Annotated in this window: 11 protein-coding genes and 3 pseudogenes; 6 read left to right on the forward strand and 8 right to left on the reverse strand. The window is 68.9% G+C overall.

Going from position 1 to position 15,796, the window contains the following annotated elements; translation table 11 throughout:
• Positions 1-202: 202 nt before the first annotated feature.
• Complete coding sequence (locus KGA66_RS10970) at positions 203-1,384, reverse strand: AAA family ATPase (RefSeq protein ID WP_211467387.1); 1,182 nt, start codon at positions 1,382-1,384, stop codon at positions 203-205.
• Between the two features lie 229 nt (positions 1,385-1,613).
• Between KGA66_RS10970 and KGA66_RS31540 the strand changes: the two genes are divergently transcribed.
• Positions 1,614-2,279, forward strand: a complete 666-nt coding sequence (locus tag KGA66_RS31540) for a hypothetical protein (protein ID WP_211467389.1) — start codon at positions 1,614-1,616, stop codon at positions 2,277-2,279.
• Positions 2,276-3,874 carry a nucleotidyl transferase AbiEii/AbiGii toxin family protein gene (locus KGA66_RS10980; protein WP_211467391.1) on the forward strand — a complete coding sequence of 533 codons (1,599 nt, stop codon included), beginning with the start codon at positions 2,276-2,278 and terminating at the stop codon, positions 3,872-3,874. The genes KGA66_RS31540 and KGA66_RS10980 overlap by 4 nt, the downstream gene beginning before the upstream one ends.
• Before the next feature lie 139 nt (positions 3,875-4,013).
• Here KGA66_RS10980 and KGA66_RS10985 read toward each other — a convergent pair whose 3' ends face one another.
• The gene (locus KGA66_RS10985) at positions 4,014-4,220 is read right to left on the reverse strand and encodes an NADAR family protein (RefSeq protein WP_211467393.1); all 207 of its coding nucleotides are present in this window, start codon (positions 4,218-4,220) and stop codon (positions 4,014-4,016) included.
• A 680-nt stretch (positions 4,221-4,900) separates the two neighbouring features.
• Here KGA66_RS10985 and KGA66_RS10990 point away from each other — a divergent pair.
• Positions 4,901-5,092 carry a hypothetical protein gene (locus KGA66_RS10990; protein ID WP_211467395.1) on the forward strand — a complete coding sequence of 64 codons (192 nt, stop codon included), beginning with the start codon at positions 4,901-4,903 and terminating at the stop codon, positions 5,090-5,092.
• Between the two features lie 32 nt (positions 5,093-5,124).
• Here KGA66_RS10990 and KGA66_RS10995 read toward each other — a convergent pair whose 3' ends face one another.
• Positions 5,125-6,114, reverse strand: coding sequence for a hypothetical protein (locus KGA66_RS10995; protein WP_211467397.1), 990 nt, complete (start codon positions 6,112-6,114; stop codon positions 5,125-5,127).
• A gap of 476 nt (positions 6,115-6,590) precedes the next feature.
• Positions 6,591-11,717, reverse strand: coding sequence for a hypothetical protein (locus KGA66_RS11000; protein WP_211467398.1), 5,127 nt, complete (start codon positions 11,715-11,717; stop codon positions 6,591-6,593).
• Between the two features lie 234 nt (positions 11,718-11,951).
• Here KGA66_RS11000 and KGA66_RS11005 point away from each other — a divergent pair, with 234 nt between their 5' ends.
• The gene (locus KGA66_RS11005) at positions 11,952-12,161 is read left to right on the forward strand and encodes a hypothetical protein (RefSeq protein ID WP_211467400.1); all 210 of its coding nucleotides are present in this window, start codon (positions 11,952-11,954) and stop codon (positions 12,159-12,161) included.
• 770 nt (positions 12,162-12,931) lie between these two features.
• On the opposite strand, the pseudogene KGA66_RS29975 reads toward KGA66_RS11005, so the two are convergent.
• Positions 12,932-13,218 (reverse strand): annotated as a pseudogene (locus KGA66_RS29975) (LysR family transcriptional regulator); the annotation flags it as partial.
• A gap of 288 nt (positions 13,219-13,506) precedes the next feature.
• On the opposite strand from KGA66_RS29975, the gene KGA66_RS30940 reads away from it, so the two are divergent.
• Entirely contained in the window at positions 13,507-14,190 is a 684-nt protein-coding gene (locus KGA66_RS30940; protein WP_211467404.1) for a CdiA C-terminal domain-containing protein, read from the forward strand.
• A gap of 9 nt (positions 14,191-14,199) precedes the next feature.
• A complete protein-coding gene (locus KGA66_RS11020; protein WP_211467406.1) occupies positions 14,200-14,562 on the forward strand; it encodes a hypothetical protein in 363 nt (120 codons plus the stop codon).
• Here the strand turns inward: KGA66_RS11020 and KGA66_RS11025 are convergent.
• The 3 genes and pseudogenes from KGA66_RS11025 to KGA66_RS29985 form a co-directional block, all read right to left on the reverse strand.
• Positions 14,544-14,831, reverse strand: coding sequence for an NUDIX hydrolase (locus KGA66_RS11025; protein ID WP_246507465.1), 288 nt, complete (start codon positions 14,829-14,831; stop codon positions 14,544-14,546). The genes KGA66_RS11020 and KGA66_RS11025 overlap by 19 nt on opposite strands.
• Positions 14,832-14,843: 12 nt before the next feature.
• Positions 14,844-14,939 (reverse strand): annotated as a pseudogene (locus tag KGA66_RS32060) (NUDIX domain-containing protein); the annotation flags it as partial.
• Between the two features lie 191 nt (positions 14,940-15,130).
• Positions 15,131-15,577, reverse strand: a pseudogene (locus tag KGA66_RS29985) (amino acid--tRNA ligase-related protein); the annotation flags it as partial.
• Positions 15,578-15,796: the final 219 nt, after the last annotated feature.

Here is a 15,796-nt window from a genome sequence, read left to right on the forward strand (position 1 = left end):
TCGGGCGGCAAGCCGCCTACCTTCGAGGGGGGGCGCTGCCGTCGTCCACGACGCGGTGCGCCGCCGCATGCTGGAGGTCTGCCGCGCCAAGGATGTACCTGTTTACCTCGATAAAGCGGTGCGCGACCTCCTGGCTGAGGGCCGCGCGCTGGGTTCCTGGAAGCGGCCCCTGCTCAGTGGTGATGGCGCGCTCAGCGGAGCCTCAGCGTTTCGGCCAGAACCAGAGCGGTGAGTCGAGCAGGCTCTGCCCGGGCAGCACCGTCTCCCCGTTCACCTTCCGCAACTCGACCATCTCCACATCCCTGCGCAGTTGCGCCGCCGCGCGGCCGATGGCCTCGATCAGGCCGCCGGCGTGCGAGACCACGATGATCTGGCTGCGCTCCGACACCGCCGCGATGAGCGCGCCCAGCGGCCCGAGCAGGTCTGGATGCAGGCTGGTCTCCGGCTCGTTGAAGACCAGCAGGTCAGCCGGCCGCGGGGATAGTAGCGCGGCGACGAGCAGCAGGTAGCGAAGTGTGCCGTCGGACAATTCGGCAGCGCCGAGCGGCCGTAGCAGGCCGCGCTGCCACAACTGGAGCGAGAACCGGCCGTCCGCCTCCACCTCGATCTGCAGACGGCTGCCCGGGAACGCGCCGTCGACCGCCTCTTCCAGTTGCGCCCTCCGGCCGGTCGCGACGATGGTCTGGAGCGCGGCGGCCAGATCGGCGCCGTCGTGCGCCAGCACCGGCGTGCGCGTGCCGATCTGCGGAGCCCGGGCCGCAGCGTCCGCGTCGGTGCGGAAGTGGTCGTAGAAACGCCAGGACCGGATCCGGTCCCGGATTCGGAACAACTCCGGGGCGGCTTGCGGGTCGCCGAACTCACTCAGCATGCTGTCGAACGGCTCGATCGGATAGGGCTTCGGGGACCACTTCCCGTCGGCTGCGCGGATCTTGACGGCGTTATTGTGCCGCTCGACGAGCGAACTGGCCGGGCGAAGGACCGCACCGCTCCAGACCGCTTCGGTCTTGATCGCCGGATCCAGGTTGAACTTGGCCGCTTCCGCGTCCCCGCTCGGAATGGGCAACCCCAGGTCGACCGCGTAGCCGAACTCGTCACCGCCGAAGCCGAGCCGCAGCCCGATCGGGGCGGTGCGCACCGTGCCCTGGGTCTTGCGGTCCGGCTTGGTGCCCTGCTCCGGTCCGGCCCACAGCGTGGAGCGCAGCCCGCCCTCGCGCGCCAGCGCCGCCACCGCCCCGTTGCGCGAGACATCGGCCAACAGCCGCACGGCCCGGTACAGGCTCGACTTGCCGCTGCCGTTGGCGCCGGTGACGACGGTCAGCCGCCCGACCGGGATGCAAAGGTTGCGCAGGGAGCGGTAGTTCTCCACAGCGAGCGTGGTTATCACGCCCTCGACCGTAGGCGAAGATACAGACAGCCGCTCAGCGACCGTCAAACCAGCGGAACCGGCGGCCAACACGCGCCGCGCGCGGACGTGCCGCCACACCTTCAATCCGACCGTGCTGCTCCATGATCGCCATGACAGCCGGACGCGTCGGCCGCCGAGCGTACCCACGGTTCCCTGCCGCCGACGCAAATCGGTTTGCCCGGCGCCGGGTATCCGAGATGATCGGTGGGTGCACATAACGCTTGCCGGGGACCCGTTGGCGTTCGAGGGCGACTTCGAGACTCATGTGACGGTGCGCGGCGACCGCACGGATGTCGACCATCTGGAGCGGTGGGCGGCTGGCGCTGAGCTGAAGCTGACGCTCATCACCCTTGGACGCGGCCGGGTACCGGTGCAGCCGATGATCACGCTGCGCGGTTCCGGAACGCTCGGCGCGCAGTACACGGCGGCCGGGGTCGTGGTTGGGCGCCTCGAGACCGCGGGGTTCGAGGTAGCGCGGGTGAAGATCGAGGCGTCCCCGTGCACGCGCGGCGTGCCTGGCGACGATGAGGCCGCACTGCGTCTGGGCGCCGGATGCTACTTCGAGCACCACGTCAAGCTCCTGCTCGACGCCGGGTGCGACGTGGCGGCGTTGACGCGGTTGGTGGTCCCGCACGGTGCGCACGTGTCGTGGAACGCGCGGCGCGTGCTCGACCCCGGGCGGCACGAGCGGTTCGTGACCCAGCGCTGCCATGGGCTCGGGCTGGCGGCAGCGGGCAAGAGCCTGGAGGAATTGTGCACGATGCTGTACGAGTGTGGCTACGAGATCGTGTCGGTGGAGCGAGAATTCGTGGTCTTCGACAGCGACGCGAGCCTGGACGCCGGGTGGATCGAGCGGAACGCGATCAGGGCGTGAGCGACGGGGCGTGGGACCGGTTCGGTTGGCGCAGCGCACGCGTACCGGGCACTGCGTTGCCCGACCATCAGCGCACGGCGCTGGGCGTGCCGCGCACGCTGCGGACGATCTCGGGCACGGACCTGGTGCAGCGGCCGGTGTTCGACCCCGCACTCAAACAGTTCCCGAACGCCTACCGGGCCGGTGACCCGCAGTTCGCCGACGAGCAATCGGCGACACGTTGGCGCCAGGCACGCACGCGCGCCCTCGATCACGTGCTCGAGGCGATCGCCGACTCGCAGTGGGCCGATCATCTGGTCCTGCGCGGCAGCGTTCTACTGCGCACGTGGTACGGCCGGGCCGCACGCGAACCGGGCGATCTGGATTTCGTCGTACTGCCCGAGAGTTGGCGGATCGAGGAGCCGCGCACCGACGCGATGCTCGAAGCGATCGCGCATGACGCCGAGCTGGCGGGTACCGGCGGCGGGGTGAGGATCTCGGCGGCCGACGCGGTCAGCGACGAGATCTGGACCTACGACCGGGTTCCCGGACGCCGACTGCTGCTGCCCTGGGACGCTGACGGCGTGCCAGGAGGCTGGGTCCAGCTCGACTTCGTGTTCAACGAGAAGCTGCCGATCGCCCCGGAGCCGGTCTGCGTAACGGCCGGCTCAGGCCGAGACGGCGCGCTGGTTTTGAGCGCGACTCCGGAGCTTTCGCTGGCCTGGAAGCTGCTGTGGCTGACCACCGACATGCACCCACAGGGCAAGGACCTTTATGACGCCGTCCTGCTCGCCGAGAACACCGGTGTGCGCTACGAAGTGCTGCGCGACGTATTCCGGGACGCGAATGACGGCTACTTCCAGGCCCGTGCGCTACGCCCCTGGCACATCAGTACCCTAAGAACGGAATGGCAGCACTTCCACGACGAGCACCCAGGCCAGCCCGACAGCGACAGCGAGTACGTCCGGCGACTGGCGGCAGCCCTCGAACCCACCTTCGCAATGTTCGACGGACGTCCGGTCACCGAGTACGAGGCGCACACCGCGTGGCTCGGACCGCATGTCGAGAGATACCGGCACCGCCTCATCGAGCGGGACATGAACGCGATCCAAGAGGAGATGGCCGCGGCCCGCATCCCACCGTTGTCCGCCATCGTGATCACCCGGGAACTTCTCGGTCGCGACGATGTCAGCCTGGATGACGCGCGGCGCCTCGTCGTGAACCATCCCGCTTGGGCGCAGCGCCTCGCGTTCCGCTACGGCGACGGCGGGGAACTCGCCGCAGGGCTTGAGGCGATGGGCGTGGACCTGACCATCGAAGGCCGGCCGGCCTCGCCGGGGACCCGCCTGGCCCGCCGGGTACGCAGGGACTTCCGTCGATCCGGCGCCGCGCCCGAGGTCCTGCGCCTGCTCGCCGCGCTGCCCGCGGGATCAGTCGACCCAGCGCTGGGCAGCGAACGGATTCTCGCCGCCGTCGTGCTGCCGGCCGCCGGAGACATCAAGGAACTGCACCGCTGCCTCGCCCTCGCCCGCACCGATCGGCATGACCTACTCAAGGCCTCGGGCCTTGCCGGCCCCGATTGGCCACAGCGGCTGGATGCCGAACTCGGGCCATGACCAAAACAGCCCGGGATTTCGCCTTCTCGGGTCTCGTGCGCCCACCTGTGCCACAGACCTGCCGCGCACTCTCCGGAGCGCTGCGCGCGGTTGCCCGATGAGCCGCCCGGCTCGAGCGGTCCAAGCCCGCCGGGAAGGATCAGTCGGTGATGAGCTGGCCTGCGGCGATCTCGGACCGGACGAACTCGGGCAGGCGGCCCATCCAGTTGCGTCCCTCGGCCGGGCCCCGGTCGATCCAGAACGGGGAGTCAGGGCCGGTGTAGGAGATACGGGCGTCGCCAGTGGCCGCAAGAATCGCGGCGGCATCGTGGTGTTGAGCGAACTTGGCCCGCAGCAGCGCCGTCATGACTCCGACGCGCATCGTCGGCCAACCGGCTCGGCGCTCGACCGATTACCCCGGATTGCGGGCGTCGTTTGCCGTGGGGGTGTCCCGGATTCGGCCGTGATCGTTCCTGTGCGCCGCCGACAGCGCCCAGTATGCGTGCGCGATCGACGGGTATTGGCATCCGCCGAAGGAGACAGGGGCCTGAACGTCGCCGGATGAGGCGAGCATGCTCCAAGCGGCGTCACGCCGCGCATGTGCGAGTGGTGCGCGTGGGATTCGAACCCACAACCCAGCTGGGCCCGCTTGTCTCTCACAGTGCCTCAGTCGTGGGTTCTGCCCGCCATCACGGCGCTTGATCGTTCGGCGCTGCTGCTTCGTGTCGGCCGACGAGTTGGGATACTGGCGACAGTGCCCGATCGTGTCGGTCGCGGCGGCATTGCTGCGCAAGCACAAGACGGAGCAGGCCGACGCGGTACCGCTGCCGCGGATCGTCCCCCTCAACGAGAACCTGGCCGCCCACTTCTCGCCCCCCGGGGCATTGAGCCCCGCCCATCACGGCCCGTCAGCCGGTCGCGTACGTAGCTCCATCATTGAGGTGTTTCGCGCAGTGTCGTCTAGAGCAAGCGCTTCCGTCGCCTGGAGCACCCCCGGAAAGACACGCGCTGTTGACGTGCGCGCATCGGTGGCCTTGCATCGCCTGGGTGACCGACCCCACGCAGCCCCCGTCCCGTGAGCAGATCCGCGACCATCTGAGCGTCAAGCTCAACAACATGCTGCGGCGCATGAGCATGTACGGGGGCGAAGGCGCGTTGTTGATGGTGTTCGACCTTCTCTTCCTCACTGAAGGACTCGGCACCACTTCCCCGAGGCTCAGTATTCGAACCTGTACCTGATCATCGGCAACTCGGTGCAGCACCCGCCAGCCTCAGGCGTTGAGCTCGGTGATGAGCTGGTGAAGTTGGGCCGCGTCGAGCGGGATCCGGTGGGCGAGGCGGTTGCGCGACTGCCAGAGGACACGCAGCCTCCTACGCTCAACCTCGTTAAGGGCGATGTGGCCGTTGAGGTTTGCTCCCCACATAGAGCCGAGCTCCATGGCGGTCAGCGTTCGGCCGGTGCCGCTCCCCGTGGCAGGATCGGTTGGAGCGCCGAAAGAGCGCGGCCCATACTTCTCGTCCAACCGCGCGAGGGGGATCCGGGCGCGCCGGCGGACGACGTCGGTGAAGTCCTCTCGGACTTCGTCCAGCCGGGGAAGCAGCGCGTGGTGCTGAGCGAGCCAGACCCTGGTGCTGATGGTGCGCGGGTCCGCCAGGTCGTAAGCGGGGTGCCAGCGCACGCGCCCATCCCAGCTGTCGATGAGTCCGCCGCTCCAAGCAAGCAGAGCGAGTTGGGCTGGCCGGTTCCCGCCCGCGGGGCAGTCGCCCCGGTCCGGTAGAACGGCGTCGCCCTCGGCGGTTTTGGACACGGCGCGCCTCAGCGCTTCAAGCAGCGTCTCGGGATTTCCGTCCCAACCGGCCAACTCGGCGGCCACCTCCAGGAAGGGGCCGCTGAGCTCGGTGACAGTCGCCTGAACCACTGCCTCCAGCAGTTGCTGACGGCCCACCATCCCCGTCGTGGGCGGCCGGTTGACGGCGACGACCGTGGCTGTGTCGAGTCTGCCGACGGCACCCCACCACCAATGCACGGCGATTTCGTCGCGGGCGAGCTGGTCCGGCAGGTCGGCGGGTAGATCCTCCGCGGCTGCGACGATGAGGGCGCGTGGCCGGCGCAGCGGCGGGAGACCTGCTTCCTTGGCCGTGGCCACCAATTGCCGCAGGAAGCTGACAGTTGCGGAGGGAGTCTTCTCCCGCCATGCCTCGATGACGATCGGACGCGTCTCGGTGCGGCCGCCTGCCCCTCCGGCGAGCCAGGCGAGCACTCCGTCTGTCGAAGAACCGGCAGCCCGGGTTCCGTGGCCGGGTGGGACCAGCGCCCCGGCCGGTCCTGTGAGCTGTCCGGCAAGGCGGTCCAATAGTTCCGCAAGGGATTCGGCGGGCGTGACGGGGCGTGCGGGTGCCGGAGCGCGTACCGCAGTGCCGTTGACGACTCCAAAGCCTGACATGCCGTCGTCGTAGTCGAGCAGAGGCGCCAGGCCAGACCAGTGTGGGGCGGCCGGCCGCGCCGTCACCGCACAGGCGGGGACACCGTCACGGACCGGGGCGTCGGCAGACAGCAGAATGAAGTCGCCGACCTCGTGCAAGAGCTCGGAGAGCAGCGCGTCGGCGACACAGTCCGGTCCCAGGGTCTGCGCTCGCGGCAGCAGCAAATAGCAACTGCGCCCTGCTCGCAGGTCCTCGTGAATCCGCCGGAGCCACCCTCGGACCCCAGGAAGCGTGGTCAGCGGGACGCTGGTGGTCATCCCCGGGTGCTTCGCCCGACGGTGAGCGCCCGGAAGGTGATCGAGTCCAGGGCGTAGCCGCCCTCGCTGTCGTCGAGAACCCCGTGGTCGGCGAGCCTGTCCATGAGCCGACGCACCTCGTCCAGTTCCAGGCCGGTGACGGAGGCGATGTCGGCGTAGCTGCAGCCCTCACCCGGCTCGACGTACTCGGTCCAGGCGGACAACAGCTCGATCACGTCCTGATCGAGCTCCACCCGGGCGAGGTGGTCGGCGGCGTTGCCCGGTTGCTGGAAGAAGGAGGCGACCTGCTCCAGCGCGGCCTCCAGCGCGGCGCCGCCGCGGGTGACGGAATGGATCGTGCGCTCCACCACGTTCGGCCAGCCTCCCGTGGCGTGCGCCAGCCTGCGCCGCTTGTCCAAAGTGTCGAACGGGCATTCCGGCCAGGCGTTCAGGCTGTCGGCGTTCCATCGCTCGGGCCGCAGCACGCGCGTGACCCGTTCGTCCTCGAAGCCCCGCCAAGTCATCGGGTCAATGACGAGGACCGCGGCGCGGTGCACTGCGCCCGGGTTGTGAGACGTGTGGACGTGCAGCTTCTCGACGCACTCCCGGAGCAACTGGATGCCGCACATGCGAAGTTCGGCGATAACGACGCTGGGCTGCCTGCTGCGCGTGTCCTGTGTCAGCACACGAACGACATCGTCCGACCCGGTGGCGCGCACGGTCAGACCGCGGGCTTCGGCGTACGACGTGATGGCGAGGCGCAGCAGTTCCGGACCGTGCGCCTTGGTCAGGCACACCACGGTCACGCCCGGGCTGGTTGCCTCGTACAGTTGCTGCTCGGTCAGCGGGCTGTATAGCGCGACGCCGTTGGACTGGTTGTTGCCAACCAACCGCCTGGAGAAGCGCGGGTTGTAGTCATACGGAAGGCTGAACTCGGTCTGCCGGAGCTCCAGTTCAAGATCCTCGCGGGTGCCGAGCATGCGCACCACGTTGGGGCTACGCACCGCGTAGTTGCGGCGGTCGGTCTCCACCAGCAGACCGAGGCCCACCATCTCGTCCAGGTAGATCTTCACATCACTGGCGGTGAGCTTGTTGAATCCGTCGGGCCAGTGCCGCTTCGCCTCGGTCAGCAGGTCGTCGGCGTCGTAACCGTGCTGGAAGCGGTCGGCGCGGCTGCGCAGCGCGATCACCAGCGCGAGCACCCGGTATCGGTCCTCCAGATTGATCGTAATGCGCAGGCGGTCGGCGATGCTGCGGTGGACCTGTGCCGAGTCGGCGACTGCCCGGATGTCCTCCTCGGTGACCACGATCGGCCACTGCGCCGAACCGAGCGGCTTCTCACGCAACGCCGCGATCAGTCGATCACAGAAGATCTGCACCAGGCACGCCTGGTAGTTGGTCGCGGCCAGCACCCGCCACACCAGGCTGGGGTGCTCGAAGCGGTAGCCGAACGCGGCCATGGGCGCCACCACGAGCCGCTGGGCCTCGATGGGCTTGAGCGGGCCTATGCGCATCTCTGCGCCGTGGGCGAGCGGCACGTTGGAAAGGTGGCTGAACCGCTGCACCTGGTGCAGACCGGCGAAGACGATCTTGAACCGTCGATCGGTGGCGTCCATCAGCCCCTTAAGGCGAGCGACGTTGGCGAAGGTGACCGCGCCGCCCGGGCCGCGGACCGCTTTCGAGTCGGCCATCAGGAAGGCGTCCGCCTCATCGGCCAAGACAAGGACGCGGCGCTCGCGGTTCTGCTCGAGCCACTGCCGCACCTGCTCCAACAGGACGTCGGCGCCCAGCTTGGAGGACACGCGCGGGTTGAGGACGCCGACCCGCTTGAGCTCGGAACCGAGCACGGACCAAATGCGGTCGGCCGGTTCGGCCTCCCCTACTCCTCGTGCCTTCAGGTCGAGGTAGACCGCCTTACGGTCCGGTGTCACCGGGAAGCTGGCCTCGACCTTGCGCAGCAGGGCGGATTTGCCGAGCTGGCGTCCCCCATAGAGGAACAGCGCGCCGAGCGGGTCGACGACGGTCGCCATCTCCTCGTTGCGGCCGTAGAAGACCTCGGGCGGCACCAGGCCGGCCACGAACGGGGTGTACGGCGTGAAGGCGGTCCACGGCAGCGTCACCCGCTGGGTCGCGCGGAACGAGCGGGGCGAACGGGCCGCTATCCAACCGAACACGGCCGGGTCTACGACCAGGGCCTGCTGCGGCGAGGTCTGCGCGTGCGCGGCCATCGCCCGCCGCCCGGCCAAACCCATCGGATACAGGTAAAGGATGATGCAGGCGTCGGACTCGTTGGGCAGCAGTTCCAGTGGGCTGCGTCCGCGCTGCTCGTCGGCGACCACGAGGACCGTGTAGGTCGTCGCTCCGGACCCGAGGGCGGCGACGTAGCCGGGAGCGGCCTCACTGGCCGTCAGCTGGGCGGTCAAACGGAGGACACCGCGCACCTGCTGGTGGTTGTCGCGGACGGGCGCGCGCCCCTCCAAGCCCAGGATGCGCAGGACGGTGGGGACATGCTTCTGCCACTCCGACCCACGTCTGGTCGGCACGCAGAGCGCGTCCCATGCGTCGAGTCCGCTTCGCGAGCCCTCAGTCAGCGGCTGCCCGTCGGCGTACCGCTCCGCCCACGGCCGGGCCGAATAACCGTGCTGTCCGGCCTTCGTCAGGGGCGCCGCTTCCAGATCGGCCATGAACCGCGCCAACTCGTCGCCCCAGTCCAGGCCAGTCCAGTCGGGCAGGCTGCTGCCCTCCCGCAACAGCGCGAGGCACTCCTCGGCGCTGACCGTGTCACCGGCCTCGAGCAGCTCGGTAATCCGCCTGCGGTCATGCTCGGATACCACCAGCGACTCCAGCCGCTCGCGCAGTCGCTTCACATACGACTCGAGCCTCAGATTCAGCTCGATCTCAAACCGGTGGATCTCCTCGACCACGTCGCGGAACGCGCCGTCGGGCGTGGGCTGTTCGAGGTGCTCCAGCCTGCCGACCAGTTCGCGCTCGGTCTGGTCGTCGAGGCCCTGGGTGCGAAGTTCCGCGAGCAGGCCGGCGGTCGCCCGGTGGGCGTCCCGATGCAGACCGGACCAGCGCGCCCATTCCGCGTCGCGCGAGGCGCGCCAGTCGGCGGACAGCGCCCGGATGCCTGCGTGAGCCGCGGGCACCAGAGCCTGCTCCAAGGCTTCCACCAGACGGTCGGCGAGGTGGAGGTCGCCGCGGGCGGCATAACGGGTGACGACGGAACGGATGTCGACCGGCTCAAGCAGCGAGGCGACGGCCTCGACGAAGCCGGGTTCGTTCGGCCGCGGCGAACCGTCGGGCGAACGCGGCAGATCGAGCGCTGCCAGCAGCGCCTCCGCGCCCGGTGCGGTGTCCAGTTGGCCGTCCCCTTCGGCGACCTCCAGCACCCGCCGGGGAAATGGCGCGCTGTCCTCGCCCTGGAGCCAAGCCCGCAGCCGGAGCAGCGTCGCGCCCTCGGGCCCCAGCGGCGCGGGCTCGTCCCGGACCTGCTGAACGGCGTGGCGCAGGGCGGTCGCGGTATCGCCGAGTTCCTCCGCGCCCGGCACGGTCAGCGCGCGCGCCTGGGAGACAAGAGTGGCGACCTCTTCGATCCGGTGAAGCAGGGACCGCTTGGCCTTGGCCTCGATTGGCTCCTTGGCCTGCTTGGGCGTCCGGATCGCCGCGTCGGCCTCCTCGATGATGCGTTCGGCGGCGTCCCGCTTGGCGAAGATCCCCCACGCTTCATCGAGCACTGAAGCGTCCGCCCTGCCGCTCGCCCACGCGCGCACGGCTGCCAGAGCCCTGCCGAGCGGCTGGTCCGCGACGATCAACCGCTTCTGCACCTGTGTGGCGCGAGCGTAGCTCGTCTTCTTCAGTTCCAGGCTCTTCTGCAGTTCATCCGCCGCCTGGACGAGCCCGGCCTTGCTGAGAATCGGCTCCGCGTCACGGCTCGGGTTGAGAATCGCCGGATCGAAGCGCTGGTAGCGGCTCAGCACATCGACCGCGCATTTGAGCAGATGACCCCAGGGGGCAGGCACCGAGGCCGCCGGGTCCGCCTGCAACAGCAGGTCATTCGGCCAACCCGCGACCAGGCCGGCCCGCAGCGACGCGACCATAGCCAGTACCAGCGCCGCGCGGTCGCCGTGCAGGACCTCCGGGTCGGGCACGAACCGCGTCATCACCGTGGTGGCCTCTTCGACGAGGTCACAGGAAAATGCTGCGTCAGCGAACGCGAGGCACTCGGCCCGGTGCGCCGGCTCAGCCGAGGCCAGGGTCAGCCAGTACGCCTCCTGGAAACGGCCGACGGCTATCAGCCGCTCGACGGGCGAGGCCTCAGTCGCACCGTCAGAGCTCTGCCAGGCCAGGTAAGCAGGCTTCACGCGAGCCTGTTCTTCCTCCGGCTGAGCCGTGAGGGTGTCCGGTGCGCGGGTGTCCGCAGCGGGCTCGATGAGCACAGCCGGGGCGGGGTCGTTGGCGGCCTGCGATACGGTGACCGTGGAGGCTGGCTGCTCCTCCTCGGGCAGTGCAGTCGACAGAGCGGGCGCAATCTCGTAAACGGCCCGAGTGGGTGGACAGACCTCCTCGGTGGGCGCCTCTTCGAGTTCTTCGATCCGCGGCTCGTCGACCGCCGGCGGCCCCGCGACGGTGCGTCCATGGTCGGCAGCCGACTCCTCGGCGGGCGCGGCTGTCAGCGGTCGCTGCAGCGCGGTTCCATCCAGCAGGGCGATCTGATCGTCGAGTTGCCGTAACGCGCCTCTCAGCTGCTCGGTGTAGGAGGCCCCGCCGCCGTCCTGACTGGCCTGCTCGACGAGTTTCAGCAGCGCCTCCCGCTGAGCCTTCAGCGAATTGAGCTGCGTGGCTCGGGCGGCCGCTTCTTGGTCCCTGGCTCTGAGAGCCTCGATCAGGGCGTCCAGTCTCGTGAAATCGTCGTCCGCGCTCCAGGCTCCGCCGGCCGTTGCGATTCGATCCGCCAACGCGGTCCGCTCGGCCGACCAGGCGGCCACCTCCTCCAAGGCGCCCTCGCCCGGCCGGAGCCCTGTGCGGACCCGGTCGGCGGTCTCGCTGAGGTGATCGGCGATCAAACTCGCACGCTCGCGCACCGAGCGCGCCCGATCGGCGAGGGCGCCCCAGTCAGGGTTCACGGATTCGCCCTCTGCCACCTGTTCCTCCCCCTCGTTCAAGTAACTGTTTTCGTCTACCTTGCCACCCACGTCCGACTCAGCCGGTCCCATCGCGTCGGATTCGCCGAGGGCAGCGTCATGGCAGCCAGCCTCGCCCTGGTCACAGCGGCACGGCCCCCCGGATCGGGCCGCAGCCTCGAGCAGGCGCTCCCAGTTCCCTGAGACCAGGTCAGCTGTTGCACCGTCCTCGGACTGCAGTGTGTGGAGTGTGAGGTGGGCGAGTACCGGCTCCAGGAACCCGATCATCGCCTCCAGTTCCTCGACATCGGGGTCGGCGCACGTCTCCGCCGAGTAGCCACCGCAGTGATCGAGCTGAAACATTGCGAACTGTGTCGCGGCGTCGGCGACCTCTTTGAGTTCCTTGGCGGTAGCGCGGTTCAGCCAGACTCGGACGGTCAGAAGTTCCCGCTGCCCGATCCGTAGCGGCCCGTTCCGGCGAGCTCCCGCAACCCGCGCCCAGTAGGGCAGCGGTCCAGGCAGAAGAATCAGCTTCCGAAGCTCGGCGTCTGCCAGACCGGTAATCCACGCCTTGATGGCTCCGCCGGATAATGCCATGAAGGGATTGTGCCGGATCGCCAAAGCTCCGGACAGCCGTTCCATGCATCAAATCCACAATGGGTGCTCCTTTAGATGGACACGGGAGCAGTCCGCGACCCTCCGCACGCATCGGATCGCAGAAGCCGACATCGGCCCGGGAGCGATCCGTTGCGGGCCCCTCTCGGCTCGACCACGAAGAACGCTGATCACCGAGCGTGAGTCGCTCGGTCGACACTTCACAACGCACTCGCCCCATTCCCGATGAAGAAACAGGAAAGGTTTGTCATGACGCAGGTTCTGCTCGCCGTCCGCCACGACGGCACCGGCCCGAACGCTCCGCCGGAAGAGCTTCAGCAGTCGATCGCCGACATGGAGGCGTTCGACACCAGAGCGAGAACTCCGGCGCGTTCGTGTTCCGCGCCCACCTGCATGGCGTGGAGACGGCAACCGCGGTGTGCAAGTCCAGCGACGACTACAGATCATCGACGGCTCGTACAGCGCGGACAAGGAGACTCTCGCTGGCCTCTGGATCATCAGCGCCGCAGACGAGGACGCGGCTCTCGAATGGGCCAGGCTGGCCGCGTGCGTGGGGAGAGATCGTGCGCCGTCTGACTCGGCGCTGGATCGCCCCTTCAAGTGGCAGAGGTTCGGTAGTCGGCCGCCGTCGCCGACGCGGCCGCCTGGGCGGCGGACTTCAGCAGGGCCTTGGCGCGGGGCAGGAAGACCTCCCCCGCCGCGGTGTGCACGGCACCCTGCGGGGTGCGGTCGAGCAGGCGCACGCCGAGTTCCCGCTCCAGGTGGCGGATCGGCGACTCAGCGACGGCTGGGCGACCTGCAGTTCGGCGGCGGCGCGCCCGAAATGGCGGTGGGCCTCCTCGTTCGTGACGGACCAGGCCGCGGCGGTGGTCACGTTCGGCGCGGCGGAGGCTGCCGAGGCGCTGATCGTCGAGGGCGCAAAGAAGCTCATTAACGCTCTGGTTAATCAGCTGGAGCAGCACATTCTCGGCGAGGTGACCGGTAAGGCGGTCGCGCCGCTGGAGTCGGTCGTGCAGCGGGCGGTCGGCGGCCTGGTGTTCGAGGGCGTGGCCTCAGCGGGGCGGGGCGGTCGGTTCCGGGTTCGGGATCGTGCCCGGCGACCTGCTCGGCTATGCCCAGCGGCTGGCCGGACATGCGGACGAGGTCGCCGGTCACGCGCGCGCGTTTGGGACGGCGCTGGCAGGGGTGGACTTCGGTGAATAATCCGGTCGTCGCGGCGCTGCGGCAGGCTGCCGAGCGAGTTGGCAAGGCGCTAAGCGAGGACGCCGGCCGGGCGATCGAGAAGATGTATCGCGACGCGGGACGACGTACCGAGGGAGTGGTCAAGCGGGTCACCGAAGCCGACGCCGAGCATGCACGTAAGCTGCTGCAGATCGCCGACCAGATCGGGGCCAAGGACACAGCCCTGGCCGCGACGCGGGACATCGAGCAGGGCGCGGCACTGAACACCGAACGCGCGGTGCTGCGAAAACAGTTCGAGCACGCGCTCGGGCCGCTTGGCACCGGGGGCGTGGACGAGGGCGCGAAGACGTTCAACCCGGCCGAACGGTGCATCGCCGACCTGTTGGCGGGCGAGGGCCGGCGGGTGACCGCACAAACCGAGTCTGCTGTAGACGGGGTGCGCACCGCCGACGCCATGGTCGACGGGGCTCCCACCGAGTTCAAGTCACTCTCGCCCGGTGCCGCTCCGAACGCGGTAAAGAACGCCCTGAACTCAGCGAAGGGACAGGCCGGGGACGCGGTGCTGGACGCGCGCGGCAGCGGTTTGACCGCGAGTGGCGCGCAGGAGGGTCTGGTGCGGTTCCTGCGCAATAATCCGCCCGGCCGGATGTCGTCGATCCGTATCATCGGCGACGAGTACGAGATCAACTGGCCGTAGGAGACGACGATGAGCGCCTATCACCAGATCTTCGTCCGCACGGCCGAGCCGCCCGAGACCCTGCTGGCCGATCTGACCGAGCTCTGCGACGCGCCACTGAAAAGGATCGACGACGGGCCGGTGGACTATGCCTCGCACACCCCCACCGCGTTCATCGACGTCGAGCTTCACCACGACTTCGACCCCGACCGCGACATGCCCTTCGACCAGTACCCCTTCCTGGTCACCATCCGCGACCGGGAACGCGACCAGGAACGCCAGCAGCACGCCGCGCAAGAAGTATTCGACGCGCTGGCCGCCACCGGGCGCTACCGGCTGATGCTTGTACACGACCTGCAGCGAATGCTCGCGACCTACCCGCCAGCCGCCTGACCCGCGCTCAAGGCGGTGACCGACCGCAGATCGGGCAGGGCGAACAGGCCGCCGTCACGTCGCAGCGCGTGGCACAGTAACCCGGCGATCTCATCCGGTTTGAGATCGACGCCCTCCAGTCCGTCGACGGTTGGCGGGATCTGTTCGAGCACGTACTCGCCGCGACCGGGCGCCGTGAACTCAGGGCCGCAGCGGTCCTCGAAGGACCAGCACGCAACACGGACCAGAAAGAAGAAGTGGCGTTCGCCTGGCCGGTCGAGGACGTGCAAGAGGCTGACGATCTCGGCCGTGCCGGCGATCTCCTCGCGGATCTCGCGCAGAAGCGCCGCCTCCCAACTTGCGTCGCCTGGTTCGACGCCGCCCCCGGCAGCACCCAGTAGGGCGCGATGCCCGGCCGGATGCGCTTGACCAGGAGCATCGTGTCAGCCGGAGTCACGAGAACGGCACGCACGCGTTCGACCACGGGCGGGTCCTCCCGTTACAGTCGCATGGTCAACGCGACGGACGGGCCGCAGCAATGCGACTGGAGTGTCGAGTTCAGCGCCTGTGAAGGCGTCGGGGACCACATCTACGGTTCGAGGCGGTTGGGACACGCGGAACAGGAAGCTGGCCTCGCGGATGCTGGGCAGGCCGAGCGACACCATCAACACACGGGAGAGGCCCATGCCCAGGCCGCCGTGTGGCGGGGTGCCGAACCGGAAGCAGCCCAGGTAGCCGGCCAGCGGTTCCAGGTCCATGCCCTTCTCGCGGGCTTGGGCGACCAGTAGGTCGTAGCGGTGTTCGCGCTGCGCTCCAGTGGTGATCTCGATGCCCTTCCACAGCAGGTCGAAGGACTCGTGACGCTCGGGTCGTCGGCTGGGCGCAGGTGGTAGAACGGCCGGACGCTGGCCGGGAAGCGGGTGACGAACACGAACTCGCTGCCGGTCTCCGCCGCGATCAGGGCGCTGAGAGTGCGCTTGCCCTCCGGGTCCAGGTCCTCGCGGGTGCCCTCGAGGTCCCAGCCGGTGGCGCGCAGCCTGGCCAGAGTCTCAGCCACACGATCAGTCGCGGTGCGGCGTTTGCGTTTGGGTGCGGCTCCTTGAGGGTGCGTCAGATGGGTATCAAGCCATCGAGATATCGTGAGGCGTGGACGCGTTCGTGTTCGCGTTGCAGGTGGTAGTCCCAGTAGGCGTCGAGGTCGCCATTGGCGTGCAGGGCGCGCAGGCGCAGGACGGCTTCGGCACCGGCCAGACCC

It is taken from the genome of Actinocrinis puniceicyclus, from assembly GCF_018283645.1.
Taxonomy (GTDB): Bacteria; Actinomycetota; Actinomycetes; order Streptomycetales; family Catenulisporaceae; genus Actinocrinis; species Actinocrinis puniceicyclus.

What these genes read in the sequence shown, in the direction of transcription:
- KGA66_RS11020 (WP_211467406.1), top strand. Translation starts at nt 14,200, where the DNA reads ATGAGCGCCTATCACCAGATCTTCGTCCGCACGGCCGAGCCGCCCGAG.
- KGA66_RS10985 (WP_211467393.1), bottom strand. Translation starts at nt 4,220, where the DNA reads ATGACGGCGCTGCTGCGGGCCAAGTTCGCTCAACACCACGATGCCGCC.